Origin of the sequence: Adhaeribacter rhizoryzae (assembly GCF_008629685.1) — a bacterium.
Lineage (GTDB): Bacteria > Bacteroidota > Bacteroidia > Cytophagales > Hymenobacteraceae > Adhaeribacter > Adhaeribacter rhizoryzae.
The window spans coordinates 40,841-66,917 of record NZ_VWSF01000024.1 but is presented as its reverse complement, the minus strand read 5'-3'; the positions used below and the strand labels follow the sequence as shown (position 1 = coordinate 66,917).

At 46.7% G+C, this 26,077-nt stretch carries 18 protein-coding genes; 8 read left to right on the top strand and 10 right to left on the bottom strand.

Going from position 1 to position 26,077, the window contains the following annotated elements; all coding sequences use genetic code 11:
* Position 1: 1 nt before the first annotated feature.
* The 5 genes from F0145_RS21835 to F0145_RS21815 all read left to right on the top strand — a co-directional run bounded on the left by F0145_RS21835 (position 2) and on the right by F0145_RS21815 (position 6,980).
* Complete coding sequence (locus F0145_RS21835; RefSeq protein WP_150091985.1) at positions 2–943, top strand: dihydrodipicolinate synthase family protein; 942 nt, start codon at positions 2–4, stop codon at positions 941–943.
* Positions 936–1,991 carry a 4-hydroxythreonine-4-phosphate dehydrogenase PdxA gene (pdxA, locus tag F0145_RS21830; RefSeq protein WP_150091983.1) on the top strand — a complete coding sequence of 352 codons (1,056 nt, stop codon included), beginning with the start codon at positions 936–938 and terminating at the stop codon, positions 1,989–1,991. Before F0145_RS21835 ends, pdxA begins: the two co-directional genes overlap by 8 nt.
* Positions 1,988–3,148 (top strand): four-carbon acid sugar kinase family protein, encoded by a 1,161-nt coding sequence (locus F0145_RS21825; protein ID WP_150091981.1) that lies wholly within the window; start codon positions 1,988–1,990, stop codon positions 3,146–3,148. The genes pdxA and F0145_RS21825 overlap by 4 nt, the downstream gene beginning before the upstream one ends.
* A 19-nt stretch (positions 3,149–3,167) precedes the next feature.
* A complete protein-coding gene (locus F0145_RS21820) occupies positions 3,168–4,763 on the top strand; it encodes a sodium:solute symporter (protein WP_150091979.1) in 1,596 nt (531 codons plus the stop codon).
* 174 nt (positions 4,764–4,937) lie between these two features.
* Positions 4,938–6,980, top strand: coding sequence for an aceric acid hydrolase (locus tag F0145_RS21815; RefSeq protein ID WP_150091977.1), 2,043 nt, complete (start codon positions 4,938–4,940; stop codon positions 6,978–6,980).
* A gap of 286 nt (positions 6,981–7,266) precedes the next feature.
* On the opposite strand, the gene F0145_RS21810 is transcribed toward F0145_RS21815, so the two are convergent.
* The 10 genes from F0145_RS21810 to F0145_RS21765 form a co-directional block, all read right to left on the bottom strand.
* Complete coding sequence (locus tag F0145_RS21810) at positions 7,267–8,805, bottom strand: FGGY family carbohydrate kinase (protein ID WP_150091975.1); 1,539 nt, start codon at positions 8,803–8,805, stop codon at positions 7,267–7,269.
* A 371-nt stretch (positions 8,806–9,176) separates the two neighbouring features.
* Positions 9,177–10,217: an ABC transporter permease subunit gene (locus F0145_RS21805; protein ID WP_150091973.1), complete on the bottom strand. Its 1,041-nt coding sequence runs from the start codon at positions 10,215–10,217 to the stop codon at positions 9,177–9,179.
* Between the two features lie 13 nt (positions 10,218–10,230).
* A complete protein-coding gene (locus F0145_RS21800) occupies positions 10,231–11,736 on the bottom strand; it encodes a sugar ABC transporter ATP-binding protein (RefSeq protein WP_150091971.1) in 1,506 nt (501 codons plus the stop codon).
* A gap of 145 nt (positions 11,737–11,881) precedes the next feature.
* Positions 11,882–12,520, bottom strand: coding sequence for a DUF2291 domain-containing protein (locus tag F0145_RS21795; RefSeq protein WP_150091970.1), 639 nt, complete (start codon positions 12,518–12,520; stop codon positions 11,882–11,884).
* A 6-nt stretch (positions 12,521–12,526) separates the two neighbouring features.
* A complete protein-coding gene (locus F0145_RS21790; RefSeq protein WP_150091968.1) occupies positions 12,527–13,474 on the bottom strand; it encodes a D-ribose ABC transporter substrate-binding protein in 948 nt (315 codons plus the stop codon).
* 20 nt (positions 13,475–13,494) lie between these two features.
* Positions 13,495–14,904 (bottom strand): DUF1593 domain-containing protein, encoded by a 1,410-nt coding sequence (locus F0145_RS21785; protein WP_150091966.1) that lies wholly within the window; start codon positions 14,902–14,904, stop codon positions 13,495–13,497.
* A 21-nt stretch (positions 14,905–14,925) separates the two neighbouring features.
* Positions 14,926–15,900 (bottom strand): transketolase family protein, encoded by a 975-nt coding sequence (locus F0145_RS21780; RefSeq protein WP_150091964.1) that lies wholly within the window; start codon positions 15,898–15,900, stop codon positions 14,926–14,928.
* A gap of 123 nt (positions 15,901–16,023) precedes the next feature.
* Complete coding sequence (locus F0145_RS21775; RefSeq protein WP_150091962.1) at positions 16,024–16,848, bottom strand: transketolase; 825 nt, start codon at positions 16,846–16,848, stop codon at positions 16,024–16,026.
* 34 nt (positions 16,849–16,882) lie between these two features.
* Positions 16,883–18,289: an L-fucose/L-arabinose isomerase family protein gene (locus tag F0145_RS21770; RefSeq protein ID WP_150091960.1), complete on the bottom strand. Its 1,407-nt coding sequence runs from the start codon at positions 18,287–18,289 to the stop codon at positions 16,883–16,885.
* A 39-nt stretch (positions 18,290–18,328) separates the two neighbouring features.
* The gene (locus F0145_RS21765; RefSeq protein WP_146897668.1) at positions 18,329–19,093 is read right to left on the bottom strand and encodes a DeoR/GlpR family DNA-binding transcription regulator; all 765 of its coding nucleotides are present in this window, start codon (positions 19,091–19,093) and stop codon (positions 18,329–18,331) included.
* Positions 19,094–19,442: 349 nt separating this feature from the next.
* Here F0145_RS21765 and F0145_RS21760 point away from each other — a divergent pair, with 349 nt between their 5' ends.
* The 3 genes from F0145_RS21760 to F0145_RS21750 all read left to right on the top strand — a co-directional run bounded on the left by F0145_RS21760 (position 19,443) and on the right by F0145_RS21750 (position 25,854).
* Entirely contained in the window at positions 19,443–20,720 is a 1,278-nt protein-coding gene (locus F0145_RS21760; protein WP_150091958.1) for a nucleoside hydrolase-like domain-containing protein, read from the top strand.
* Positions 20,721–21,267: 547 nt separating this feature from the next.
* Entirely contained in the window at positions 21,268–24,414 is a 3,147-nt protein-coding gene (locus tag F0145_RS21755) for a SusC/RagA family TonB-linked outer membrane protein (RefSeq protein WP_150091956.1), read from the top strand.
* Between the two features lie 21 nt (positions 24,415–24,435).
* A complete protein-coding gene (locus tag F0145_RS21750) occupies positions 24,436–25,854 on the top strand; it encodes a RagB/SusD family nutrient uptake outer membrane protein (RefSeq protein WP_150091954.1) in 1,419 nt (472 codons plus the stop codon).
* Positions 25,855–26,077 lie beyond the last annotated feature (223 nt).

Genomic DNA, 26,077 nt, shown 5'->3' with positions numbered 1-26,077 from the left:
GATGAAACAGCATAAAAAATACCAGGGCGTAATCGTCCCGACCATAACCCCGCTTAGAGAAAATCTCCAACTGGATACCGAAGCCGTAGAAAAAATATTCAATCACCTTCGCCGGCACGAAGCCATGCCTTTTATTATGGGTACTACCGGGGAGGCGGCCTCTTTGCCATTAAACCTGAAAAAGGAATTTATTCAACTGGCTGGCAAGCTCAAGCAACCGGGCGATATGCTATACAGCGGCATTGCCTCTAACTGCCTGACCGAATCGGTGGATCTGGCTAAATATTGCTTTGACGCCGGCGTAGATGTAGTAGCGGCTCACCTTCCCTCTTATTATCCCCTCACGGAAAATCAGGTGAAGAAATATTACGAGCAACTGGCCAATCAAATTCCAGGACCGTTAATTATTTATAATATTCCTGCTACCACGCACTATTCTATCCCGCCGCAACTGATTGAAGAATTAAGTTACCACGAAAATATAGTGGGCACCAAAGATTCGGAACGCAATGAAGCACGGTTGCAGGAATCCCTGACCTTATGGGCAAACCGCCAGGATTTCAGCCATTTTTTAGGGTGGATTGGGCAGTCGGCCGAGGCCTTATTTAATGGCAGCGACGGCCTGGTACCCAGTACCGGCAATTTGCATCCAAGGCTTTACCGCCAAATGGTACAGGCCGTACAGTCGGGCAACCGAGAAGAAGCTTTTGCACTCCAGAAACTCTCCGATCGGATGGGTGACCTATACCAGTCCGGCCGCACCCTCGGCGAATCTTTATGGGCCCTGAAAACGCTGATGCAGGAAGTGAACCTCTGCCAACCCTACATGATGCCGCCGCTCCAACCATTATCCGGCCAGGAAGCTGACCAGTTACGGCAGAATTTTTATGCCTTATTAACCGAAGAAGAAATGAACATCCAAACCCTCCAAGTACATGTCTAACAAACCCATCATCGGAATTACCATGGGCGACCCGGCCAGCATTGGTCCGGAAATCGCCATTAAAGCTCTCCTGGACGAAAATATTTACGCTATTTGCCGGCCCTTATTGGTGGGCGATGCCGCTGTTTTTAACCAGATAATCGAAAAACTGGGTTTAAAGGCCCAAATAAATGTGGTCTCGGAAGTGCAGGCCGCCCAGTTTAAATTTGGAGAACCCGATGTACTGGATTTGCAGAATGTAAACCTGGCGCAACTAACCTTTGGCGAAATATCGGCTATGGCCGGGAATGCTTCTTTTGAGGCTGTGAAAAAGGTGATAGATTTGGCCCTAGCCGGAGAAATAGATGCCACTGTAACCGGACCCATCAACAAAAAATCAATCAACGAAGCGGGCCACCACTTTGCGGGCCACACCGAGATTTACGCTCATTATACCGGTACCCGTAAATACGCGATGCTGCTGGTAGAAGAGAACATGAAAGTGATTCACGTTTCGACCCACGTTTCATTGCGCCAGGCCTGCGATTTGGTAAAGCAAGAGCGCATTCTGGAAGTGGTTGATTTGCTGCACCTGGGTATGCAGCAGTTAGGCGAAACGAATCTTAAAATTGGCATTGCCGGTCTGAACCCGCACGCCGGCGACTCCGGCCTGTTTGGTACTGAAGACGATGCCGAAATATTGCCCGCCGTACAGGAAGCTTTACGCCGGGGCTACGATGTGGAAGGGCCCGTACCGGCCGATACCATGTTTGCCAAAGCGGCCACCGGCTATTACGGCGGCGTAGTTGCCATGTACCACGACCAGGGCCACATTCCGTTTAAACTCTCCGGCTTTAAGTGGAACGCCCAGAAAAAACAGATGGACAGCGTGAAAGGCGTCAATATTACTATGGGCTTACCCATTATCCGAACCTCGGTTGACCACGGAACGGCCTTTGAAATTGCCGGTAAAGGCGTTGCCAGTCCCGATGCCATGGTACTGGCCATCGAATCGGCGGTACAGCTCGCCCGTAACAAAGTGCCCCAGCCAGCTCCTGTTTCGGAATGATAGCCGTTGTAGCCGATGATTTAACGGGGGCCGCCGAATTGGGAGGTATCGGGTTGCGCTACAACCTCAGGGTAGAAATATGCACCCAGGTAAATGCCCAAACAGTGGCCGACCTGTTAATTATTTCTACCGATTCCCGCTCTAAACCGAAAGAGGCCGCCGAAAAGGAAACGGAACAGGTAATACGGGCATTGCTGCCCTTAAAACCGGAGCTGATTTATAAAAAAATGGATTCGGTGCTGCGAGGCCATGTGCTACCCGAAATAAAGGCCCAAATGCGGGCACTCAATCTCCAAAGAGCCCTGTTGGTTCCGGCTAATCCGGCTTTGGGGCGGACCATCACCAATGGCATTTATTATTTACAAGGTATTCCGATTCACCAGAGCAGTTTTTCCCAGGACCCTGAATTCCCCCTTACTTCCTCGCAGGTAGATAGTATTTTGCAGTTTGGAAATGAAGTAGTAAAAGTACAAAGCCATAACCAACCGCTGCCGGAATCCGGAATCATTGTGGGAGAGGTGAGCTCTGCAAATGATTTAAAAGCCTGGGTGCAAAGCCTAGACAACGAAACTGCTTTGGCCGGGGCTTCTGGCTTTTTTACAGCGCTCCTGGAAGCAAAAGGTTACGTAGCAATTGAGCCTACCACTAATTTATCCTTTAATCCGGAAAAGCCGGCTCTATTTGTTTGCGGCAGCACTTTTGCCAAAAGCCGAGCTTTGGTTAAGGCGGTACAAGCCAGAGGTGGGCCAGTAAGTTATTTGCCGCAAGAATTATTAATAGAACCCAATATTTCTGAGGAGCAGGTAAAAAAATGGGTTGAAGAAATTATTTCATTAATCCAACAGCATAACCGGGCAATTTTGGCCATTGCTCCCGACACCACCGCCAAAATACCAGTTAATGCCGCAACCCTCCGGGAAATAATGGGGCAAGCGGTACAAGAAGTTTTTAAGCAGATTGGATTAGCAGAACTTTATTTAGAAGGCGGTTCAACGGCGGCAGCAATATTTAAGCGGCTGGGTTTCTACCGGTTTTATCCGCAGCAGGAACTCGCTCCCGGCGTCATCCGGATGCAGGTAGCAGACTTGCCAAACCTGCACCTTACCCTTAAGCCCGGCAGTTACGATTGGCCACCTACCGTCTGGAACTTCAAATAATACCCCAACCACCACACCTATGACCACCACCGCCACCTTACATTTCCTGGATTACCTCATTATTCTTCTTTTCCTGGTCGTATCGCTATATTTTGGTTTGCGATTTGCCCGGAAACAAAAAACTACCCAGACCTACTTTGCGGCCAACGGCAATATTCCTTCCTGGGCCATTGGTTTGTCTTTACTAGCAACCTTAATCAGCAGTGTAACATTTCTGGCTTATCCCGGCACCGGTTATTCCTCTAATTGGATTTTACTGGTGCAGGGCTTAATGGTGCCAATCGTATTATTAGGTACCATCTGGTTTATTGTGCCGCTTTATCGCCGGGTAATAGGCTTAAGCACTTACGAATATTTCGAAAAACGCTTTGGAGCCTTTGCCCGGTATTACAGTTCCTTTGGCTTTGTGCTCCGCCAGTTTTCTTCTATGGGTACTGTTTTTTACCTATTGGCACTGGCTTTAAATAACATGATTGGGGCCAACACCCTGTTGGTGATTTCGGTAGTAGGGGCAGTAATCATTTTATTAACTTTATTGGGTGGTATTGAAGCGGCCATCTGGCTCGATGTGCTGCAGGGATTTATGCTGTTTGGCAGCGGCATTGTTTGTTTAAGTATTCTGGTTTTCTCGGTAGAGGGTGGTCCGGCTACGGTTTGGCAAATTGCCCAGGAAAACGGACGTACTGGTTTTGGCCCTTATGACCTTGATTTTACCCGGCTTACTTTTGCCGTAATGGCCATAAACGGCGCTTTTTATGCCATTCAGAAATACGGCACCGACCAAACCGTGGTGCAGCGGTATTTAACCGCAAAAACCGATAAATCTGCCATTCGGGCTTCTTTGCTTGGCATATTGCTTACCGTACCTATCTGGACCATGTTTATGCTGATTGGTACGGCTTTATTTGTTTACTATCAGCAACAACCTTTACCAGCTGGCATTAAGGCCGAAGCGGTTTTCCCTTATTTTATCATGACTAAGCTACCCGTGGGCGTTGTAGGTTTGCTCCTGGCTTCCATGATTTCGGCCGCTGTTTGCAGCTTAAGCGCTGATTTAAATTGTTTAGCTGCCGTTGGTGTTGAAGATTATTACAAAAAAATCAGACCTAATCGTCCGGATAGAGAGTACCTGCGGGCCGGCAAATGGATGGTAGTAGTTTCGGGCATTGTGGCGATTTTAATTGCTTCTCTTTATTTAATGGCCGGCGACGAAGGTGTTTTGAGCATGATATTTACGCTGTATGCAATCTTCTCCGGCGGAATTGTGGGTATTTTCCTGTTGGGCCTTTTCTCCGCCCGGGCTAACCAACAAGGCCTAAACATTGGCATCCTGGTTTGTGTGCTGTTTACGGCCTACGCTTTTTTATCATCTACCGAAATTGGTATTGGTGCCAATAAATCTCTGCTACTGGACCTTGGCTCATATAACTTTACCCATCATAAATACATGTTGGGCGTTTACAGTCATCTGATTGTAATTGGCGTGGGTTATGTGGCTAGCCTGTTCTTTCCCAAACCGGTACTGGATAGAAACCTGCTGTATAGTGGCTGGCTGAAAAATCGCCGGGCTGAAAAGAAAGCAATGCTGGCAAATAAAGAAGTGGTGGCACAATAAGCTAGCAACCAGGATAAACCATTCAAAACAAATTACATCCAATTTTTTAGGCCACTCAGTAGAATATTTTGTTTATTCTTTTATAAATTTAATATTTATATATAAATTAGGGTTTAACTAGCAAAATATTCTTAAATCCTATTCGCCACCACTTGTTTTTAACTTTCCTGACTTATGAATAAATCATTCCGCCTGCTGCTTTTGGCTATTTCGGGAGCCCTATTGCCCCAGAAAAACATGCTGGCCCAGAACAAAGGCCTGCTAAATAATTCCAAAAGTCCTTATGCGCAGTTACGCAACGTGGATATGGATGATGTGGCCTGGACCAAAGGTTTCTGGGCCGAGCGGTTTCAGGTGTGCAAAGAAACCATGGTGCCTAATATTGTGCGGATTTACAAAGACCCCGAAATCAGCCACGCCTTCCGGAATTTTGAGATAGCCGCCGGTTTGGAAAAGGGGGCCCACACCGGCCCCTCCTTTCACGACGGTGATTTTTATAAAGTTTTTGAATCGGTAGCGGCCGCCTACGCCGTTACGAAGGACGAAAAACTGAACCAGCTCATGGACCAGAGCATTGCGGTAATGGCCAAAGCCCAGCGGGCCGATGGTTACCTGCATACGCCGGTTATTATTAAGGAAAGATCGCAATCGGCTGAAGCCAAGGTACAGCAGGATAAGTTGCTTTTTGAAGCCTATAACTTTGGGCACCTCATGACGGCCGCCTGTGTGCATTACCGGGCCACCGGCAAAACCTCTTTCCTGGACGTAGCCAAAAAAGCCACCGATTACCTGTACAACTTTTACAAAAATGCTTCGCCGGAATATGCCCGGAATGCCATTTGCCCCTCGCACTACATGGGCGTAGTAGAAATGTATCGCACCACCCGCGACCCCAAATATTTAGAACTGGTAAAAAAACTAATTGATATCCGCGGACATGCCGGCGATATTGGCACCGACGACAACCAGGATCGTATCCCGTTCCGGGACATGAAAAAAGTTTCGGGCCACGCCGTACGGGCCAATTATTTATTCGCCGGCGTAGCCGATGTTTACGCCGAAACCGGGGACAAAACCTTGTTGTCGACGCTGGATTTGATGTGGAACGACGTGGTGAACCGGAAAATGTACGTTACCGGCGCTACGGGCTCGCTGTACGATGGCGTATCGCCGGATGGTACCGCTTACAAACCCGATACCGTCCAGAAAGTGCACCAGGCCTACGGCCGCGATTACCAGCTACCCAACTTAACCGCCCACAACGAAACCTGCGCCAATATTGGTAATGTGCTTTGGAACTGGCGCATGCTGCAACTAACAGGCGAGGCCAAATACACGGATGTAATGGAATTGGCCTTATACAACAGCGTTTTGTCGGGTATTAGCCTCGATGGCACCAAATTTTTATACACCAACCCACTAAGTTTTTCCGATGAGCTACCTTTTAGCCAGCGGTGGTCTAAAGATCGGGTGGGCTATATTAAAAAATCTAATTGCTGCCCACCCAACGTGGTGCGCACCATTGCGGAGTTGAATAATTACGCCTATAGCACATCGGATAAAGGGATTTATTTTAACCTGTACGGCGGTAATACCCTCGACACCAAACTTAAAGACGGCTCGGTGGTAAAACTGACCCAGGAAACCAATTACCCCTGGGACGGTAATATTAAAGTAAACCTGGATCAGGTGCCGAATAAAGCATTCTCACTGTTTATGCGGATACCGGGCTGGGCCAATGGCGCCAAAATATTAGTGAACGGCAAACCTTATACCCAAGCCAAATTAACTGCCGGCGAATACGCCGAACTTAATGGCAAATGGAAAAAAGGTGATAGAATAGAATTAACACTGCCCATGGAAGTAAAATTATTTGAAGCAAACCCGCTGGTTGAAGAAACCCGCAACCAGGTAGCCGTAAAACGCGGACCCGTCGTTTATTGCGTGGAATCGGTAGATATGGGTAGCCAGGATATTTTCAATGTCAGCATTCCGGCCGATATTCAGCTCATCCCCAAATTAACCAAAATCCAGAACAGCGACGTAATAAGTTTGGAAGGCACGGCCAAACTGGTGCAAACCGGCAACTGGACAAACCAATTGTACAAAGAAGTTTCTAAAGAAAACAAGACCACCCAGATAAAACTCGTACCCTACTACACCTGGGGTAACCGCGGTCATTCCGAAATGTCGGTTTGGATGCCTTTGAGCCGGTAATAACACCTATATTACTTCAGTTCTGCGCTTGAGGCAGTGAAGCATCGGAGAGTATATGGCGCGGGCGTCCTCGCCCGTGTCTTCTTTTTCCGGCCTCTGGCCGCTATTGTTAGTGCACAATATTAAGCCATGTTGATTATAAGCAGCCAGAGGCCGGCAGAAATCCTCACCAGCGAGACGCTGGCGATAGGTATAAATTAAGAACAATTACTTTAGTTTCTTAAGTTTTTAAACCAAAAATACCCGGAAATCCGGGCATTTTTGTTTTGGAGCACGCTTAATATCTTTACTTAACCAAAGCTGGTTCTGTCATAATCTCCCGTTTAGGGTTTGCAGCAGAGGAGCTGCCCACCGCCTTTTGCCAGCCCAGGTAATATTTTTCCACTTGGGGCTGCTTTTCGCCCGGGTTGACCTGGGTTTTGATGGCATTAAGCGTTTTTAAGTGTTGGATATTCTGAAAAATACCCTCTTTTAATCCGGCTAAATACGCTGCTCCCAGTGCCGATACCTCCGGCATTCCTATTTTTACCACTGGTTTTTCCAGTAAATCAGCGAGAAACTGAACTACAAAATTATTAGCGGTAATACCACCATCTACCATTAGAGCGGCCAAATCAATGCCGGCATCCAGTTCCATCGCCTGAATCACATCTTTAATCTGGTATGGAATAGACTCCAGCGCGGCTCTTACAATGTGGTTTTTATTACAATCGAAAGTAAGCCCCGTAATGGAGGCTTTGCGGCTCATATCCCAATGCGGGGCGCCCAATCCGCTAAAAGCCGGCACCAGGTAAACGCCGTTATTATCCGGCACCGCTTGCGCCATGGCTTCGGTTTGCCGGCTATCGGTTAATAGTCCCAACTCGTTTTTCAGCCACTCAATGGTGGCGCCGCAGGTCACAATTACGCCTTCCAGGGCATAATCTACCCGCGCTTCGGTACTCCAGCAAATAGTCGTAATCATGCCCCGGCCCGAGGGCTTCGGACTGTCGCCGATGTTCATCATAATAGAAGAACCCGTACCCATGGTGGCTTTGGCAGTGCCGGGTACAAAACAACCTTCACCAAAAGCTGCCGCGTGCGAATCGCCGATTATGCCGGTAATATTTACCGGTTCCGGCAATAAGCCGCCAAAATCGGTTTCTCCGAAGAAAGCCGCGGATGGTTTGGGTTCGGGCAGATTCAGGCGGAAAAGCCCAAACTGCGCCAATAAACCCTGGTCCCAGGAAAGGTCGTGTAAATTAAAAAACAGGGTACGCGAGGCGTTGGTGTAATCGGTTAAATAACTTTTGCCATTTGTCAGTTTATAAAGCAGCCAGGTATCTATGGTGCCGAAATAGGCTTTACCGGCATCTATGGCTTCCCGGACGGGAACAATATTTTCGTAAAGCCAGATTAGTTTAGTCCCGGAAAAATAAGGATCAATTATTAACCCGGTTTTTTGTCTTACGGTTTCGTTTAAACCTTCCTGGCTTAGCCGCTCACAAATACTAATAGAACGTTTGCATTGCCACACCACGGCATTGTATAAAGGCGTTCCGGTTTCGTCCCAAACCACAAAAGTCTCGCGCTGGTTAGAAATACCAATAGCCTGAATATTTTTTAAATCCTCCCCTTTAGAAGTAAATTCAGCTAAGCATTGCGTTACCGATTGCAATACGTTTTGATAAATTTCTTCGGGCTGCTGCTCTACGTGCCCACCTTCTGAATAAAGCGTTCTCAACGGTTCGGAACCCCGCGCCACCACTTTCCCTTCCGCATCGAATACTAAGGACTTGGTACTGCTGGTGCCCTGGTCGATGGCCAGGATATAGGAGCTTTTCATTGTATTTGGTTTTAAACCGATTTAATAACTGCTATTACGCAATTTTTGCTTGCTTACCTTGTTTGAGGCTGAGGAAACCACACCTGTCATTCTGGGAATCCAAGGATTCCGGGAGGAAACTACTTGGAAATCTGCTTCATAGGTTCCTCCTGAATGACAGGTGTGGTTTCCTTAAACTTCTATTATTAGCCGCCATGGGTGGTGTTTTCACCGCCTATTCTTGAGCTTCAGCCTTATTGCTGGCCGGTGAAAACACACGGCCAGGGCTGCCTGGGACTAAATTTTAAAAGTATAAACAGGTTATATTTTAGTAAATAGTACTGCCGGAAAAATTACAGACCTTAGAATATTTCAGAGAAATTAAGCCTAAATTATTCCGACTTGGAATTGGCTTTATCAATAATTACCGCCAGTAAAATAACCATGCCTTTCACTACTTGCTGCCAGAACGGCGACACATTTAACAACACCAGCCCGTTATTCAGTACGCCAATAATAATGGCACCCTGCACCGTGCCCAGGATACTGCCCCGGCCACCCGACAAAGACGTGCCACCAATAACCACCGCCGCAATCGCATCTAATTCGTAGCTAATACCGGCATTGGGCTGGGCCGAATCGAGGCGGGAAGTAACAATAATGCCCCCGATAGCCGCCAATCCGCCGGCAATGGCATACACCGTAGTTTTTACTTTGCTGATGTTAATCCCCGAGAGGCGGGCAGCGCTTTCGTTGCCCCCAATGGCGTAGATGTAGCGGCCCAGCCGGGTTTTGTTCGTTAAAAAAACCGCCAGCCCCACAATAATCCCCGATATCCAGACCGGAACCGGAATGCCCAGCAGCCAACCCGTACCGATGTAAGCAAAATCAGCGCCCAGCCCCGAAATAGGAAAACCTTTCGTATACAGCATGGTTAATCCCCGGGCAATGGTAAGCACCGCCAGGGTAGCCACAAAGGGCGGCACCTTAAACCGGGTAATCGTCCAGCCATTAAAAGTGCCCAGTAAAGTACCCGTAAGCAGGCCGGCCAATACCACCCCGAGCAAAGTAAAACCAATAAATAAATCCTGCGACGGCAACTCAATTCCAAACTTTAGTAAGCCCGCGGTAATAGCCCCACAGAGTGCCAGCACCGACCCCACCGATAAATCGATGCCGGCCGTAAGCACCACCAGGGTCATACCAACGGAAATACAAATATTCACCGAAATCTGCCGCATTACATTCCAGCCGTTGGCCACGGTCAAAAATTTATCCGAAAGCAAACTGATAATCAGGCACAAAATAAAGAGGGCGATCAAAGACTGGAATTTAACCAGGTACCGGCTGTACGAACCGGAGAATGCCGGCGCTTTTAAAGTAGGTGGCTGGACCTGGGCTTTTTCCTCTTTTACAAAAACTTTTGGACTCATAGTGGTGACTTAATTAAATAGTGTTGGGAATGGCCGCTTTCAGTATCCCATCTTCAGTTGCTTCTTCCATCGCGAATTCGGCGGTTAAACGCCCTTCGGCCATTACCAGAATCCGGTCAGATACCGATAATATTTCGGGTAGTTCCGACGAAACCACAATAATGCCCAGGCCGGCATCGGCTAACTCCTGGATTAATTTATAAATTTCGCTTTTTGCGTTAATGTCAATGCCGCGGGTGGGCTCGTCGAGTAATAAAATCCGGGGCTTGGTAGCCAGCCATTTGGCCAGCACAATTTTCTGCTGATTACCGCCGCTCAGGTTACCAGCCGTTTGCTTTTCCGAGGAAGTTTTAATTTTCAAATCCCGGATATATTTCTCCGACAGCGAAAATTCTTTACGATTGTTAAGAATACCGGCATCTTCTAAATCGGGCAGCGTAGTCAGGCAAATATTGGTTTGCACGTCCAGGCCCAGCACCAACCCATCTTTTTTCCGGTCTTCCGGCACCAGCGCCAACCCGGCTTTAATAGCTTCGGCGGGTGATTTAAGCGTTACCGGCTGCTGGCTAATAATTAACTGACCAGTGGCTAGTTTCGGGTGCAGCCCAAAAATAGTTTCCAGCAATTCGGTCCGGCCAGCCCCCATTAACCCAAAGAGGCCCAATATTTCGCCCTGGTGCAGCGTAAATGAAATATTTTTCAACAGGCTTTGGTCTTTCCGGACCGGGTGCTTTAAACAAATATTTTCTACCGAAAGCAGTGCTTTTCCCTGGTTGTTTTTTGTTTTTTTGCGGCTGATATTTATTTCGCGGCCCACCATTTTCTGAATGAGCCTTTCCTGACAAACTTCCTGCATGCTGCCGGATTCGATACACCGGCCATCGCGCAGCACCACAAAACGGTCCGCAATCCGGAATAGCTCATCCAGCTTATGCGAGACGTACACAATTGCTTTGTTTTCGCGTTTGAGGCCCTGTATAATACCGAACAAAACTTCTACCTCGCTGTCGCTGATGGCCGAAGTGGGTTCATCCATAATAATTACCTCCGACTCGTCCAGCAGGGCTTTGGCAATTTCTACCACCTGTTGCTGCCCAACTTTCAATTCCCCCACCAGGGTATCGGGGTTTACGTCCAGGTTTAGTTTATGCAGCAGCAACTGGGTGCGGCGCCGCATTTCCTTTTGGTTAAGGGTACCCCAGGCGGTAATGATTTCGCGGCCCAGGAATATATTCTCGGTAATGCTTAAATACGGTACCAGGTTTAGTTCCTGGTGAATAATAGCAATTCCGGCACGTTGCGCTTCGCGGGGATTCGCAAAATTAACCACCTGTCCCCGGAACAGAATACTGCCTTCGTAATCCGGGTAAACACCCGACAGAATTTTCATCAAAGTGGATTTGCCCGCGCCGTTTTCCCCGATCAGGGCCGTAACCTTCCCCGCCTCAATTTCAAGGCAAACATTTTCCAGCGCAACCACGCCAGAAAACTTTTTGGTAATATTTTCTGCTACTAACAATTTATTTGTGGTGACTTTAAGTGGTAGTGGTGGATGCTGTTGGTTCGGTATGCTAGCTATTCATTAGATTATTATTTCTCTTCTTATTTTTAAACCAATTATTATGAGCCAAATGGCTTGTGCCTTTATAGCAGGAACAGCAATATTATTTCTGAATCAGATTCAGCGAAACCGGAATAACTTCTATTTCGTCGAGTCGCAGGTGCACCTGGTTAAGCTCAATAGCCCCGGTAAACGCTACCACGTCGCTTTTCTTAGCCTGGGCCCGGAACGGCGGTATTATTTCGGTGCGGATTTTCTTATTGATTTCGGCCGAAACATTATTCATATCCATGGTATTGCTGAAATCATTAATACTCAAAATTCCCAGGGCATCCCGCACCGCATTGCCGTACACAAATTCGGTAGCTAATTTTACTTCTTGGCCTACCGAATCTGGGAGCAGCGTCACGGAAATATCGTTTTCGTTGCTAGCGGTAATTTTTCCTATGCCTTTTATTAAAAAGTATCGCAGATTACCGATTCCCAGCGCATGGGAATAATTTTTGAAAGCGTTCTCTTTATCGGATTTAAGCAGCGTCAGCAGTTCCGGCAGGTTGTTGGCTTTGGCTAAGCCGGGGGTTAATTTTTCTTGCCAGAAAGTTTGGGCATATAGAGTTGCATCAAATTTACCGGTAGCCGCAGCAGCCTTTACTTCACTCAATTTTTTGATATATACCGAATTATACCCGACAATTAAAAGAAGGATGAGGGCAACGGTATATTTAATTCCTTTTTTCAGCATATTATTTTAATTTTTGGCCAGCTCCAGGTAATCCGAAACATTTTGCTGGTTTACCATTTCCACGGCTACAGGCATTTTTTTGGGGAAGTCGCGTTTACCTTTAAAATATTCATCGGCAAAGGTGGCGGCGGTTTGGGCCATTACTTTCGGGTACTGCATACCGGTGGCCACAATTTTTCCTTCTTTAATAGAACCTACTACATCCTGGGCGCCATCAAAACCAAAAACTTTTACTTTGTTCGCCAGTCCGGCCGCTACCAGCGCTTGGTAAGCCCCCATGGCCATGGCATCGTTGCCGCAAAAAACTGCCGTAATATCGGGGTTGGCCTGCAGAACGGATTCTAATACTTCCATGGCTTTGTTCCGGTCGAAATCGGCGCTTTGCTGGGCCACCATTTTCAGGTCGGGGTAATTATCTACCACGCTGTGAAATCCTTTGGAGCGGGCCCAGGTATTGTTGTCGCCCACCAGCCCCAGCAACTCCACGTATTTGCCTTTTTTATTCATTTGTTGCACAAAATATTTCCCAATGGTTACGCAACCCGAATAACTATCCGACAAAATTTGAGAAGTAGCGGCCTCCGGCGAATTTACTTCCCGGTCCATGCAAAAAACCGGAAGGCCAGCTTCTTTCGCTTTCAGCACATTTACAATAGAACCATCGGCATCGGTAGGGTTAAATAATACGGCGCTAAAACCGGAGGCAATGGCATTCTCGAAATGATCGGTTTCCAAAGCCGTGTTATTTTGTGAATCGAATATTTTAGCTTCGTAGCCCAAGGCGCGGGCTTTTTCAGCGGCAGTCTCGGCCAGTACCACAAACCACGGATTATTCAGGGTAGAAATAATAACGGCTATTTTCTTCGGCTCGTCGGCTCCGGATTTTTTGCCACAGCTGCCTACCACCAAAAGGGTGAGTAACAGGGAAAGCAGGACAGTAAATTTATTTCTCATATTTTCCGCTTTAGAACAAATCAGGGAAATACCGTTACAATTACCCGCTGGTACCGGGTTAGCGCTGGTTTGCCGTTATCGGTTACTGCCAGAATTATATGTATTGTGTCAGGTTGGGTAACTTTTGGTGCCACGAAGGAGGCCTGCTGGCTCTTATTATCTTTAATGGCTAAGGCATCTTTGGCTTTGTAGGTCCCGGCTTCGCCGTAAAAAATCCAATTATAAGTTAAGGTATTTTTATCCGGATCCGAAGAACCTTGGGCACTTAAATTAACTGTTTCGCCGCTTTTGGCTTTTAATTCGTTTGCATGGGCCAGCATTGCTTTGGGCGGATGATTCGCTTCTTTGTAAGGCTTTACCGTCCAGTCGATGCGGGCAGCAAAATCGTTTTGGTAAGCTTCGCGCCAGCGCCAGATGGTAGCCTTGTTGCTGGTATGGTAGTTACCGTCTACGCCTAAAACTTCATCTACCGCATCGGTCCAGAAAGGCCGGGTTTCGGGTTCGTAAAACCATTTTTGCGTGCGGGGCAAATAATATTCGTAACGGCCGCCCCAACTGCCGTAATCCGGGTGCTCCGGATTGCTGAGGCCATTATTTACCAGACCCAGAAAAGACGGCGTGTCGCCTTCCATCAGGAATTTGGTAAAAGGATGCTGCGCTCCCAACGGACCGTGATTTTTTCGGATGTTTTCATCCAGCCACGGGTTATCTACGATACTGAAATCGGCACCTACAAAGCGACCGTGAAATTTATCCCCGCTAATGCCGCTCCAGGTAGCATAATGGTAAGCCCCGGCCGCATGATAACCCGGACTAGCTACAAAAAACAAGTTCGGAAAGGTTTTGCGAAGCCAGGGGCCAGTATCATCTTGGTCCGAAATGGTATAAACCCGCAGCTTCGATACAAACAGATCTACTTCGGCGGGGGTGCGGGTCATTTTCACTTTCCAGAGGGCCTGGGCCAGACAGTTAGCGCCACCCCAAATAGGTATCCAAATAGGCCGATCATCTTTTTTATCTACGGCGGCAATAATCAGCTCCGAGCCTTCCGAATCTTTTCCTTGCCCCACGGCCCCCATGCCGTAACCCGCATATCCTTTTTTAATAATGCTGTTTAAATATTGCGTTTCGGGAAAGCCTTTCTCGTGCAACAATAAATTCTTCCGGACCTGGCCGTAAGCTGCCACAATTTCCTTTATCCGTTCCGGTGCAACCCGGTCTTTCTGGTGCACCGACGTAGTAGCCACTAGCCCCTCGATATCCCACTGGTTGGAGTAAGTGAGGAAACGAACCATCGATTGCGCATCATCGGGCTCATTCTCGATATCGGTTAATACCAGCACCCTAAGTTTCTTATCCGTTCCCTGCGCCTTGGTAAGAACCGGGAAAAGAGCAACCAGAAATAAAAAGATACTGACTAGAAATTTCATATGGCTAATATTTGGAAAGGATTAATGCTTTTGCTTTAATATTTTCAAGGCGGTATCGGCAATACCACTTTCGGACAGGCCGTAATGGTTAAATATTTCGTTTTGGGAACCCGTAACCGTATACTCATCCGGGATGCCCATAATTTTAAAAGGATTGTGGTAGTTATGCTGCAATAGGAAAGAAGCGCAGGCTTCGCCCAAACCGCCGTAAACACTGTGTTCTTCTACCGTAATAATGGGTTTTCCTGTAGCGGCTACCCGGGCCAGCAACTCATAATCCAGCGGCTTGATGGTGTGCATACTGATTACGGTGGCCTGAATATTATAATCCTGCTCCAGCTTTTCGGCCGCCTGCCAGGCTGGGTACACCGTTTCGCCGGTGCCGATAATAGTTAAATCTTTTCCTTCCCGAATTATTCTTCCTTTAACAAAACTGAATGAATTATCAATATCAGTTGGTAAGGCGGGCATTACTTTTTTGCCGAACCGTAAATAAAATGGATGATTGCTATTAGCAGCTTGGGCAATAGCTTGTTCGGTCTCGAAATTATCGGCGGGAGCCACTACGGTAATATTATTTACCGCGCGCAGTACGGCAAAATCGTGGAGGCTGTGGTGTGTGGTGCCTAAGGCGCCATAACTAACGCCGGCACTGATACCGATTAATTTTACCGGGTTATCGGAATAAGCGACATCGTTTTTAATTTGCTCCAGAGCCCGGGCCGTGAGAAAACAAGCCGGGGAAACGGCAAATACCTTTTTACCCGCTGAAGCCAATCCGGCGGCTACGCCCACAAGGTTTTGTTCGGCTATGCCAATTTCTACTATCTGCGCCGGAAATTTCTGACCAAATGGTCCTAACTTACCGGAACCCCGCGAATCGCTGGTGACCACCACAATATCTCTATCGAGTTCGGCGAGGTTTTGCAGCGTGCCGGAAAAAACATCCAGGTTAGCCTTATCGCTTACTAAAACATTATCAATGATTGCTCCCACTTTTTAATCGTTATAAAAGTTTTACTTTGGCTGTTGACCATGCTAAATGCCAGCCATAATTAGATGGTTGTTGAATCTAAATATTTACTATGGAAAGCTGTTTAACCCGCCACAACTTGTTTTTTAGAGTGTCGCTACTGCATTGTCTAATTCCTCAATAGCTTGGGCATATTGCTGTTTATTCGGTACGCCGTGGTGCCATTTTAGCTCATCTTCCATGTAGCTGATCCCCTTGCCTTTTACCGTATGGGCAATAATTAAACTGGGTTTGCTATCCGTAAAAGGCAATTCGTCCAGGGTTTCCTGCAGCATTTTAAAATCATGACCGTCTACGTGGCGCACGGCCCACCCGAAGCTTTCGAATTTCAGGTCAATCGGATCGGTATTGCAAACATCACTGGTCCGGCCGGTAATCTGTAATTTGTTGTGGTCGATGATGGCCGTGAGGTTATCCAGTTTGTAGTGAGCAGCCGTAAGCGCGGCTTCCCAGTTAGAACCTTCTGGCAATTCGCCGTCACCGAGCAAGGTAAATACCCGGTAAGCTTTATTATCCATTTTTGCGGCTAGCGCTGTACCCACACTGATGGGTAAACCGTGGCCCAAAGCGCCGGTATTCTGTTCTACCCCGTTTACTTTGCGCGTCGGGTGACCAATGTAATGCGATTTATACCGGCACAATGTTTCCAGGTCAGACTCCGGGAAAAAACCTTTATCGGCCAGCACCACAAACAACGCTTCCACGCAATGGCCTTTGCTTTGGATGTACCGGTCGCGGTCCGGCGATTTAAAATTATCCGGACCTACGTTTAGCGTGTGATTGTACAGCACATTCAAAATATCGATACAGGACAAACTGCCGCCGGTATGGCCGGCATTAGCACCGTAAATGTATTTGAGGATATTCTTCCGGTACCCAATCGATTTTAAGGCTAGTTCTTTTGGCGTCATGCACTAAAATATTTAAAAGCTAGGTAGTCGTAAATCAGGCGGTGTGCTGATAAACCTCCCAGCCCATATAATTCTCTAAAGCTTCTTTTAATATGTCGGCGGTTTTAGAAGCATTCATTACCACGTGGTGTTCAAACCCGTTGCGGCAAACGTATTGCATTAAACCTTGCAGGTTATCTATTTTGGCTACCGCCCGGTTGCCGAAGGTTTTTAAATCATCATCGGTTAGCATGCCTTCACCTACGTAGGCTTTTATAATGCCTTTGGTATCGTCGGTGCTGATGCGGCCGTAAGTAAGCGGCATAGCCGGCGTACGGCCATCCAGGGCGCCGTAGGTATTTTCCACACCCACCGTAGTACCCAAAATAGGCGCATTACTGATTTGAATATCGGGCAGGAAAGATTTGGCCCAGTTACCGCAATGAAACAGCACGCATTTTTCTTCGTCGTCGGCGTAATTGTTATTCCAATCAACCAAAGCACTCGGCGAGCCGGAGGCCAGTTGCATGGCGTACATACTAAGGGTTCCGGTAACGTCTACTTCACAGGCGCTGGGCAGCATATTTTCGCTCATCATGCTCATGCTGGTACACACATTGCAGCCGTAGTTTTTCTGCAGCGAAGTCCAGCACTGAATAGCCGTGGCATCCAGGGCGTGTTCTTCCATAAAGTTCGCCAGTACCGAATCCAACTTGGCAATTTGAATGAGCGCATCCGGTGGGGTCAGGCCTGTTGAAGTGTAAGCTTTTATTTTATCTAAGCGTTCTTTTACAATGCTATCGTCTTTGGTGAGGCGATTAGCGTGGCCTAATATTTCGGATAAATCAACGGTGGTAACCGAAATGCCATGGCGTTGCAATATTTTTTCGCTGTAACGCACGGTATTAAAAGCGCCCGGACGAGCACCAACTGCCCCTATTCGTACATTGCGCAAACCTTTTACCACGCGGCAAACCGCCACAAAGTTGAGTAGGTCCTGCGTAAAGGTTAGGTCGTTCAGGCGTACTACGTGTTTGGTGGTAAGCGAATATTTAATGCCGTATTGGTACAGGTTGTTGCAAACCGATATTTTGCCGCACCAGGCATCGCGCCGGCGGGCCACATCCAGTTTATCTAAATCATCGGGGTAAGCTTGTATTAAAACGGGCACGTTCAGGCCGGCCATTTTCAGCGTTTCGGCTACGCCTTTTTCGTCGCCGAAATTGGGCAGCACCACCAGCACCCCGGCAATTTCATCGGCGTGCTGTTTAAACAGGCGGGCACATTTCTGCGCTTCGTGAAAAGTTTCCACCCCACCTAATTTTGAATCTAACGCATCCAACAAAATCGGCCGGATATTTAACTTTTGCAGCGTTTCGATAATTTCAACGCGGGCTTCTGCAACGAGTCTGTCCGGAAAAAAATCACGATTACCAATGATAACACCTAAACTAATGCTCATACTATCTGTTTGCTCCTGTATTTATGCGAGGGATAATTTTTAATCTGCTATTATTAATTCAATATCGTGCTCCCGAAATAAATTTTTATGCTCATCGGTAATGCCCGTATCGGTAACTATATAATTAATGAGCGAAAGCGCACCGAGGCTCGCAAAGGCGCTCTTCCCAATTTTAGTTGAATCGGCTACCAGGTAAGTAGTTTCGGCCGCCTCAATCATGGCTTTTTTCACCACCAGGTCGCTGATACTCGGGTAAGTCAGGCCAGCTTTGAGCGATATACCCGCCGTAGCCAGGAATAATTTCTGCACGTTTAAGCCTTCGAAAAAATCGGCTGCTTTCTGGCCCGTCAGCGATAAAGTAGGGGGCTTAAATTCGCCGCCGGTCATGACTACTTCAATCCCCGGCTGGGCCCCCAGCAGCAAAGCAATATTTAATGCGTTGGTAATAACGGTTAAGTCCTTGATGCCTTTTATCTGCTTGGCAATCTCGGTAGTGGTTGAACCCGAATCCAGAATAATGGTATCGCCGCTGTGGATAAATTCTAAACACTTTTTGGCAATCAATTCTTTTTTATCCAGGTTATCCTGGTGTACCAGCGAAATGGCCCGCACCTGGTTTTCCATGTCCTTTAAAAACCCGCCCCCGTGCTCCCGCACCACCAAACCACCTTTCTCCAGTTTCTCAAGGTCCTGCCGGATTGTCACTTCGGTTACTTTAAAGATTTTGGCAAGATTATTTACTTTCGCGGAACCATCTTCTTTTAATAATTCCAGAATTTTTTCTCTTCGTTGTTTCGCCATCATAGGCTTTCAAAAATTTAGCGGTTATTTTTTATCTAATATATAAATATCAAGACAAAAGTAAACAAACCATAACAAACGAAAAGCTTTAAACCAACGCCTCAAATATAAATAAAAAAAATTTACATTTACGTTTATTTTCTATTTTTTTCGAATTAATATTCTAAAGCAACTATTTTATAGAACATTCAGGTATTATTACACAAAATATTTTCGAATAATAATTTTTACTTTCTAAATTTTCATTATTATTGTCAACAATAAGTTATAAATTTATTATTTATTAGTAAAAATATCTAAATTATCGAATAATTATTTATTAAAAAGCAGGATTTATTAAAAATTCGAAAAGATGAAAGCCCTGAATCTTGTTTTAAAAGCTATTGCCGTTCTTTTGTTGGTGGCAATATATTTTCCTACCTCTGCCGCTAAACCCCGAGTAATCGTTAGCACCGATATTGGCGGCACCGATCCGGATGATTTTCAGTCTTTGATTCATTATTTAATGTATGCGGACAAGTTCCAAACTGAGGGCTTGATTTCCTCGCCGTACGGAGAAGGCCGCAAAAAACACATTCTGCAAATCCTGGACCTGTACGAGCAAGATTACCCAAAACTTAAAGCTCATATTAAAGACTTTCCTTCGGCCGACGGATTACGGGCGGTAACTAAACAAGGAGCATTAGACCGGGCACCTGGCAAAGGCTGGAGCAAACCGAGTGAAGGATCTCGTTGGATTATAGAATGTGCCCGGCGCAAAAGTTCTCAGCCGTTGTGGGTTTTGGTGTGGGGCGGCATCGATGATTTAGCGCAGGCGCTGCACGATGCCCCGGATATTACAGATAAGCTGCGGGTTTACTTTATAGCTGGACCCAATAAAAAATGGAGCGCCGACGCTTACCAATACGTGGCTCAAAACTTTCCGAACCTTTGGATGATAGAAGCCAACTCAACTTACAGCGGCTGGTTTATCGATAATAACCAAGAAGGCGATTTGGGCAATGAAGCTTTTTACGAAAAATTTATTCGGGGTAACGGCGCAATGGGCAAGGACTTTGGTAATTATTATAAAGGCTCCCTTAAAATGGGCGATAGCCCTACGGTTACTTACTTGCTGCAAGGCGATCCTGAAAAACCAGCAAATCCGAATTGGGGCGGCAGTTTTGTACCATTAAAACACAGCTCCCGCCGCATTTTTAACCGCCAAACCACTCTGGCCGACCAAGTGCCCGTATACGCGGTGGTTGAATGGGTCATGCAAGGTCCGGACCAAGGGCCTGCCCACGACAAGCCCGTATTGTGGCTGGAAACAGAAAACCAGAAATTTGAAGGTTATTACGAAGGGAATGGCAAGTACCGCGCCCGCTTTGTCCCGAAAAAGGTGGGCGAATGGAGTTACGTGATTACCAGTCCGGTAACAGCCATAAACGGGCAAAAAGGCCAGTTTACCAGCGTAGCCCCCTGGCCTGGTGCAAAACACGCCGATGATATTTCCCCGCTAAACAAATGGTGGAGCGACAACCCCGACCCTGCTCTATTTATGGGTGCCAGCCAGGGAGCCCTCACCGTAGGTCGTTTCCGGGAAGCATTTCTGCAGGATTGGGCTAAAAGATGGGCCTGGCTGGAATAATACCCGACGAACTTCTTCTCTTAATATTTAGCTGTTTACCAGTAATCTTAATCAGACTAATTCAGACTAATACTTTAAAGTTACATCATTCAAATTTCGTTCTGCAATAATTTCATTAGTTCTGTTGGTTAAATTTTTTCAATCGCCTAACCTTGAATTGCCCCTGACTTTAGTCAGGGGTGCCAAATATTCCAGGGTAATACTCTTAAAACCCGGGGCTAAAGCACCCGGGCAATACAAGGGGCGATACATTCTCTACCTGCCTAAGACTAGATTCTAAAAAGAAATTATAGAACTCACCTAACAAAAGAATTAAATTTTTTCTTTTAACTTCTTTTTTTTTCGTTTATTTTCTATATACTTGTAAATAATTCTTCTTTTTCAGGAATAAATTTTCTATTTATTAGTGTGTCAGAACAATACAACAAAGTTTCTGGAGAATTAAAATAATTTTCTTCCCCGAATGGGTAATGCTTTTTTTTATTAACAGCACTACCCATTGCTTACCTGCTTCCACCAAAAATTAAACTTACACAAACCCAAACACATGAAAAACAAACTTTTACGGCTAACAACCACCCTGTTCTTCTTTACCTTGCTAAGCGTTGATTTTGCTTTTGCCCAAGGAAGAGCTATTTCGGGAAAGGTAACGTCTAAAGAAGAAGGCGGCGCTTTGCCGGGCGTAAGCGTGCTGGTGAAAGGCACCACCAACGGCACCATTACCAACACCGACGGCAATTACCAGTTAAATGTGCCGGATAATGCTACGCTGGTATTCTCTTTTATTGGTTTTACCTCGCAGGAAGTAGCGGTAGGCAACCGCACCACCGTAGATGTAGCGCTGCTGCCCGATGCCAAAGCGTTGTCCGAAGTAGTAGTAATTGGTTACGGTACCCAAACCAAAAGAGCCGTTACGGGTTCGGTGGCTTCGGTGGGTTACGATAAGTTTAAAGACCGGTCCTTCAGCAACGTAACGCAGGCTTTAGCCGGCGAATTACCGGGGGTAAATATTACCCAAGCCCAGGGCGCACCGGGTCAGTCGCCCATTATCCGCATCCGGGGCATTAGCTCTATTACGGCCGGCACCAACCCGCTGTACGTGGTAGATGGCTTGCCCATGGAAAATTTTAACCTGAATAATATTAACCCACAGGATATTGAATCGGTGGAGGTGTTGAAAGATGCATCATCGGCAGCTATTTACGGATCACGGGGTGCGAATGGGGTGGTAATTATTACTACCAAGTTGGGTAAAGTTGGTAAAACTTCTATTAACGCCAGCTACGAATTTGGCCAGCAGGAAGTAACCCGTAAAATAGATTTAATGGATGCGCAGCAATTTGTAAACTACTATGTAGATGCACATAATAACGCCTGGACTGCCTCTGGCCCCGGTCGTTTAGCCAGCGACCCCAACAGTGTACGCCCCACGCAATTCCGGATTCCGGAAGATTTTGTTACCAATCCGCAGCAATTCGGCAAAGGCACCGACTGGCAGGATGTAATGTATCGCACGGCTCCTTCGCATAATACCCAACTTTCCGTATCGGGTGGTACCGACAAAACTCAGTTCTTGTTTTCGGGTGCTTACCTCAATCAGGAAGCTGTACTGGACCGCAACTATTACAAACGCTTATCGCTCCGGACGAATATTAAGCAAACCATATCGGAGAAAATTGCCATTGGCGTTAACCTGGCTTTTACGGGTATTTACGACCGTACCGATGGCACGCAAGGCAAAAGCGACGTAGTAAGTTTGGGCGTACAAAGCGACCCAATATTCCCGGTTTACAACGAATTAGGCAATTTAGGCTTTAAAGACCCGAACTCAACCTGGTACCGTTTTGCTACTTACACCGATTTGCAGTTGTGGCATCCTTATTCGCTTACCCGCGAAATAGCCAAGCAGAACAAGTCCTTTAATACAATGGGTACAGCTTACCTCGAATATAATATTATCAAAGACCTGAAATTCCGCACCAGCATCAACGGTAATTTATATAACACCCGTTATAATGCTTACCAGAACAAAGACATGAAGTTTGGGTACTCCTCGGCTTTAGCCGCACGGGGCGACGTGAACAACAGCTTTATGCTGAACTGGCTAACCGAAAATACCTTAACCTACGACCGGCACTTTGGCAGCCACGGCGTAACGGCCCTGGTAGGTTATACCGCTCAGAAACAACGCGATGAATATTCGTCGGTAACGGCCGGTAATTTCCCGAACGATTTGGTACAAACTTTAAATGCGGGAACCGTTAACGGCGGAACCTCGCTGGCCTCCGAATGGTCGATGCTCTCGTACCTGGCGCGGGTTAACTACAATTTCCTGGATCGGTATTTCTTAACCGGTACTATTCGCCGCGATGGTAGCTCACGTTTTGGTACCAACACCAAATGGGGTTACTTCCCATCGGTATCGGCTGGCTGGTTGGTTTCCGACGAAAATTTCCTGAAAAATGTAACGCTAATTAATAATTTAAAATTACGCGCCAGCTACGGCGTGGCCGGAAATAACCAGATTCCGAACTACGGTCCGATTGGTTTATTAGGCAACCAGAATTACGTGTACGGCAATAATTTAGCCAATGGCCTAAACGTAACCAATATTGCCAACCAGGATTTAAAATGGGAGAAAACCACCCAGCTAAATTTTGGCGTAGACGTAGGCTTGCTTTCAAACCGCCTCAACCTGACGGCCGAAGTATATAGCTCTACTACCAACGATTTGCTGTTGTTTGTACCGGTGCCCGATTTAACCGGATTCTCTACCCAACTTACCAATATTGGTAAAATGCGGAACCGCGGCTTCGAATTTGGCTTAAACTCCCGCAATTTGGTAGGCAACTTTAACTGGACCACCGATTTTAACCTTTCGGTAAACCGCAATAAAGTTTTGCAACTGGGCCCGGGTAATGCCCCTATTGTTTATACCGATTTTGTGGTAACGGTTAAAACCGAAGTTGGTCAGCCTTTGTCTAATTATTATGGCTACGTATTCGACGGGGTTTATAAAAACCAGGCCGAAATTGATGCTAGCCCGCATGACCCTACTACTACCCCCGGCGACCCAATTGTACGGGATGTAAACGGAGACGGCAAAATTACTGAAGCTGACCGCACCACTATTGGCAATTACCAGCCAAACTTCACTTCGGGTTTAACCAACTCTTTTTCTTACAAAGGCGTGGAGCTTTCGTTTATGTTGCAGGGCTCTTTCGGCGGCGAGATCGCCAACCAATTAATCCGGTACAATGGTATCTGGAACGGCGGCCGCAATGCTTACGCCGAAGTTGCAAATTACTGGAAATCCGAAAGTGAGCCCGGCGACGGCAAGCACTTTAAACCAACCGTAGCGCCCAAAGGCTTACAGGAAAAATTCTCCAGCTACTGGGTAGAAGACGGTTCTTTTGTTCGGATTAAGAACGTACGGGTGTCTTACGCGCTGCCTTCTAATTTGCTGACCCGCTTGCCGGTTAAATCGGCGCGAATATTCCTGAACGCCGAGAACGTGCATTTATTCAGCAAATATTTGAACTACGATCCGGAAAATACTACTTATCCCGCTACTACTTATTCGCCAACCGCTACTTCTGCTTCCGGCATTCCTTCCGGAACCATGCTGGGCGTCGACTATGGTTCTTACCCGGTACCACGCATTGTAACCCTGGGTGCCCGCTTCGAATTTTAATTATTTATAAAGAGCTGAAAAATGAATAAGATAAAAAGAATAATAGCTATTGGCTGCCTTTCGGTAATGGCTTTTGGCTGCAAGGAAGATTTCCTGGAACTTGCCCCCATCTCTAACTCCAACGCTAATAATTTTTATAAAACCCGCGAAGATTTCGACTTAGCTTCGAATGCCGCCTACGCTACGCTGTATACCGTTTATGCACCCGAAAGCAGCGTTTCTTATACCGAACAGTTAAGTGATAATGCCACCTTGTATAATGTAGCTGGTATTCAGGCCGACCGGTGGGCTTTTAAAGATTATTCACTCCGCACTTCTAATGTGGAAGTTTATCGGTTCTGGCAGGAAAATTACAGAGCTTTGTTCAGTATAAATATTGTGCTGGATAAAATAGAAACGGCCAGTGTGGATGAGGCTTACAAAGAGCAAGTAAAAGCCCAAATGCGTTTTTTACGCGGCCTTTATTATTTTAACATGGTGCAGTTGTGGGGCGATTTGCCGCTGGTAACCAAGCCCCTTTCGGCCGAAGAAAGTTATAAAGTGCTGCGGTCGCCGGTAGCGGACGTGTACAAGCTTATTACCGAAGATTTGGAATACGCCGCCGAAAAATTACCATTAGCCTCGGCCATAACCGCTCCCGGCAAAGCTTCTAAAGGTGCGGCCCAAACGCTACTCGGCAAAGTTTACCTGACGCAGAAAAATAAAACGGCGGCAGCTCAAATATTGCAGGAAGTGGTAAACAGCAAGCAGTATGAGTTATTGCCAAGCTACGCCTCATTATGGGTGGTAACGAATAAAAACACGAAAGAATCTATTTTCGAAATTCAGTATAAAGGTGGTGCGGGTAACCCTTACAGCAACTACTGGACGGCCTTTGCCCCTACCGAAAATTTTGTGCTAACCCAGTTTGGTGGCGGCATGAACCAGGTAACCGACGATTTATACAACGAATACGAACCCGGGGATCCCCGGCGGGATGCTTCTATTTCTACTGGTTACACGAATAAAGTAGGTACTTTTATTCCGATTAAGTTTCCGATTAAATGGATGGACCGCACCGCTCAGGTGGTTGGCGGCCGCGAGTTGAGCAACAACAACTTTATGGTGCTGCGCTACGCCGATGTGCTGCTGATGTTAGCCGAAGCTACCGGCGATGCCAATTTCCTAAACCAAGTGCGGACCCGGGCCGGCTTACCCGCTTTTGGCGCTGCCGGCTATCCCACCGATAAATATCCCACCCTGGAGTTAGCCATTGAACACGAAAGACGCGTTGAATTGGCACTGGAATTTCATCGATGGTTCGATTTAAAAAGAACCGACCGTGCTCTGCCAGTCCTAACCGCCAAAGGCAAAGCTGTAACGCCGCAAAAATTATTGATACCAATTCCGGAAATTGTGCGTCAGCAAAACCCAGCTATTGCTCAGAACGAAGGTTATTAAAATAAAATTTATTTAAGCCTTACGAAGGCTTTTAATCAGCAATTATAATTGATTATGGTTTTTTAATAACATTCGTTTAAACAATACTTCGTTTAATCTTTATTAGGATATGGTACCCACCCCTGTCGTTCAGGAGGAAACTATTTGGCTACCTGCTACATAGGTTCCTCCTGAATGACAGGGGTGGGTTACTTATACCCTTTTTATTAATATTTAAGAACGT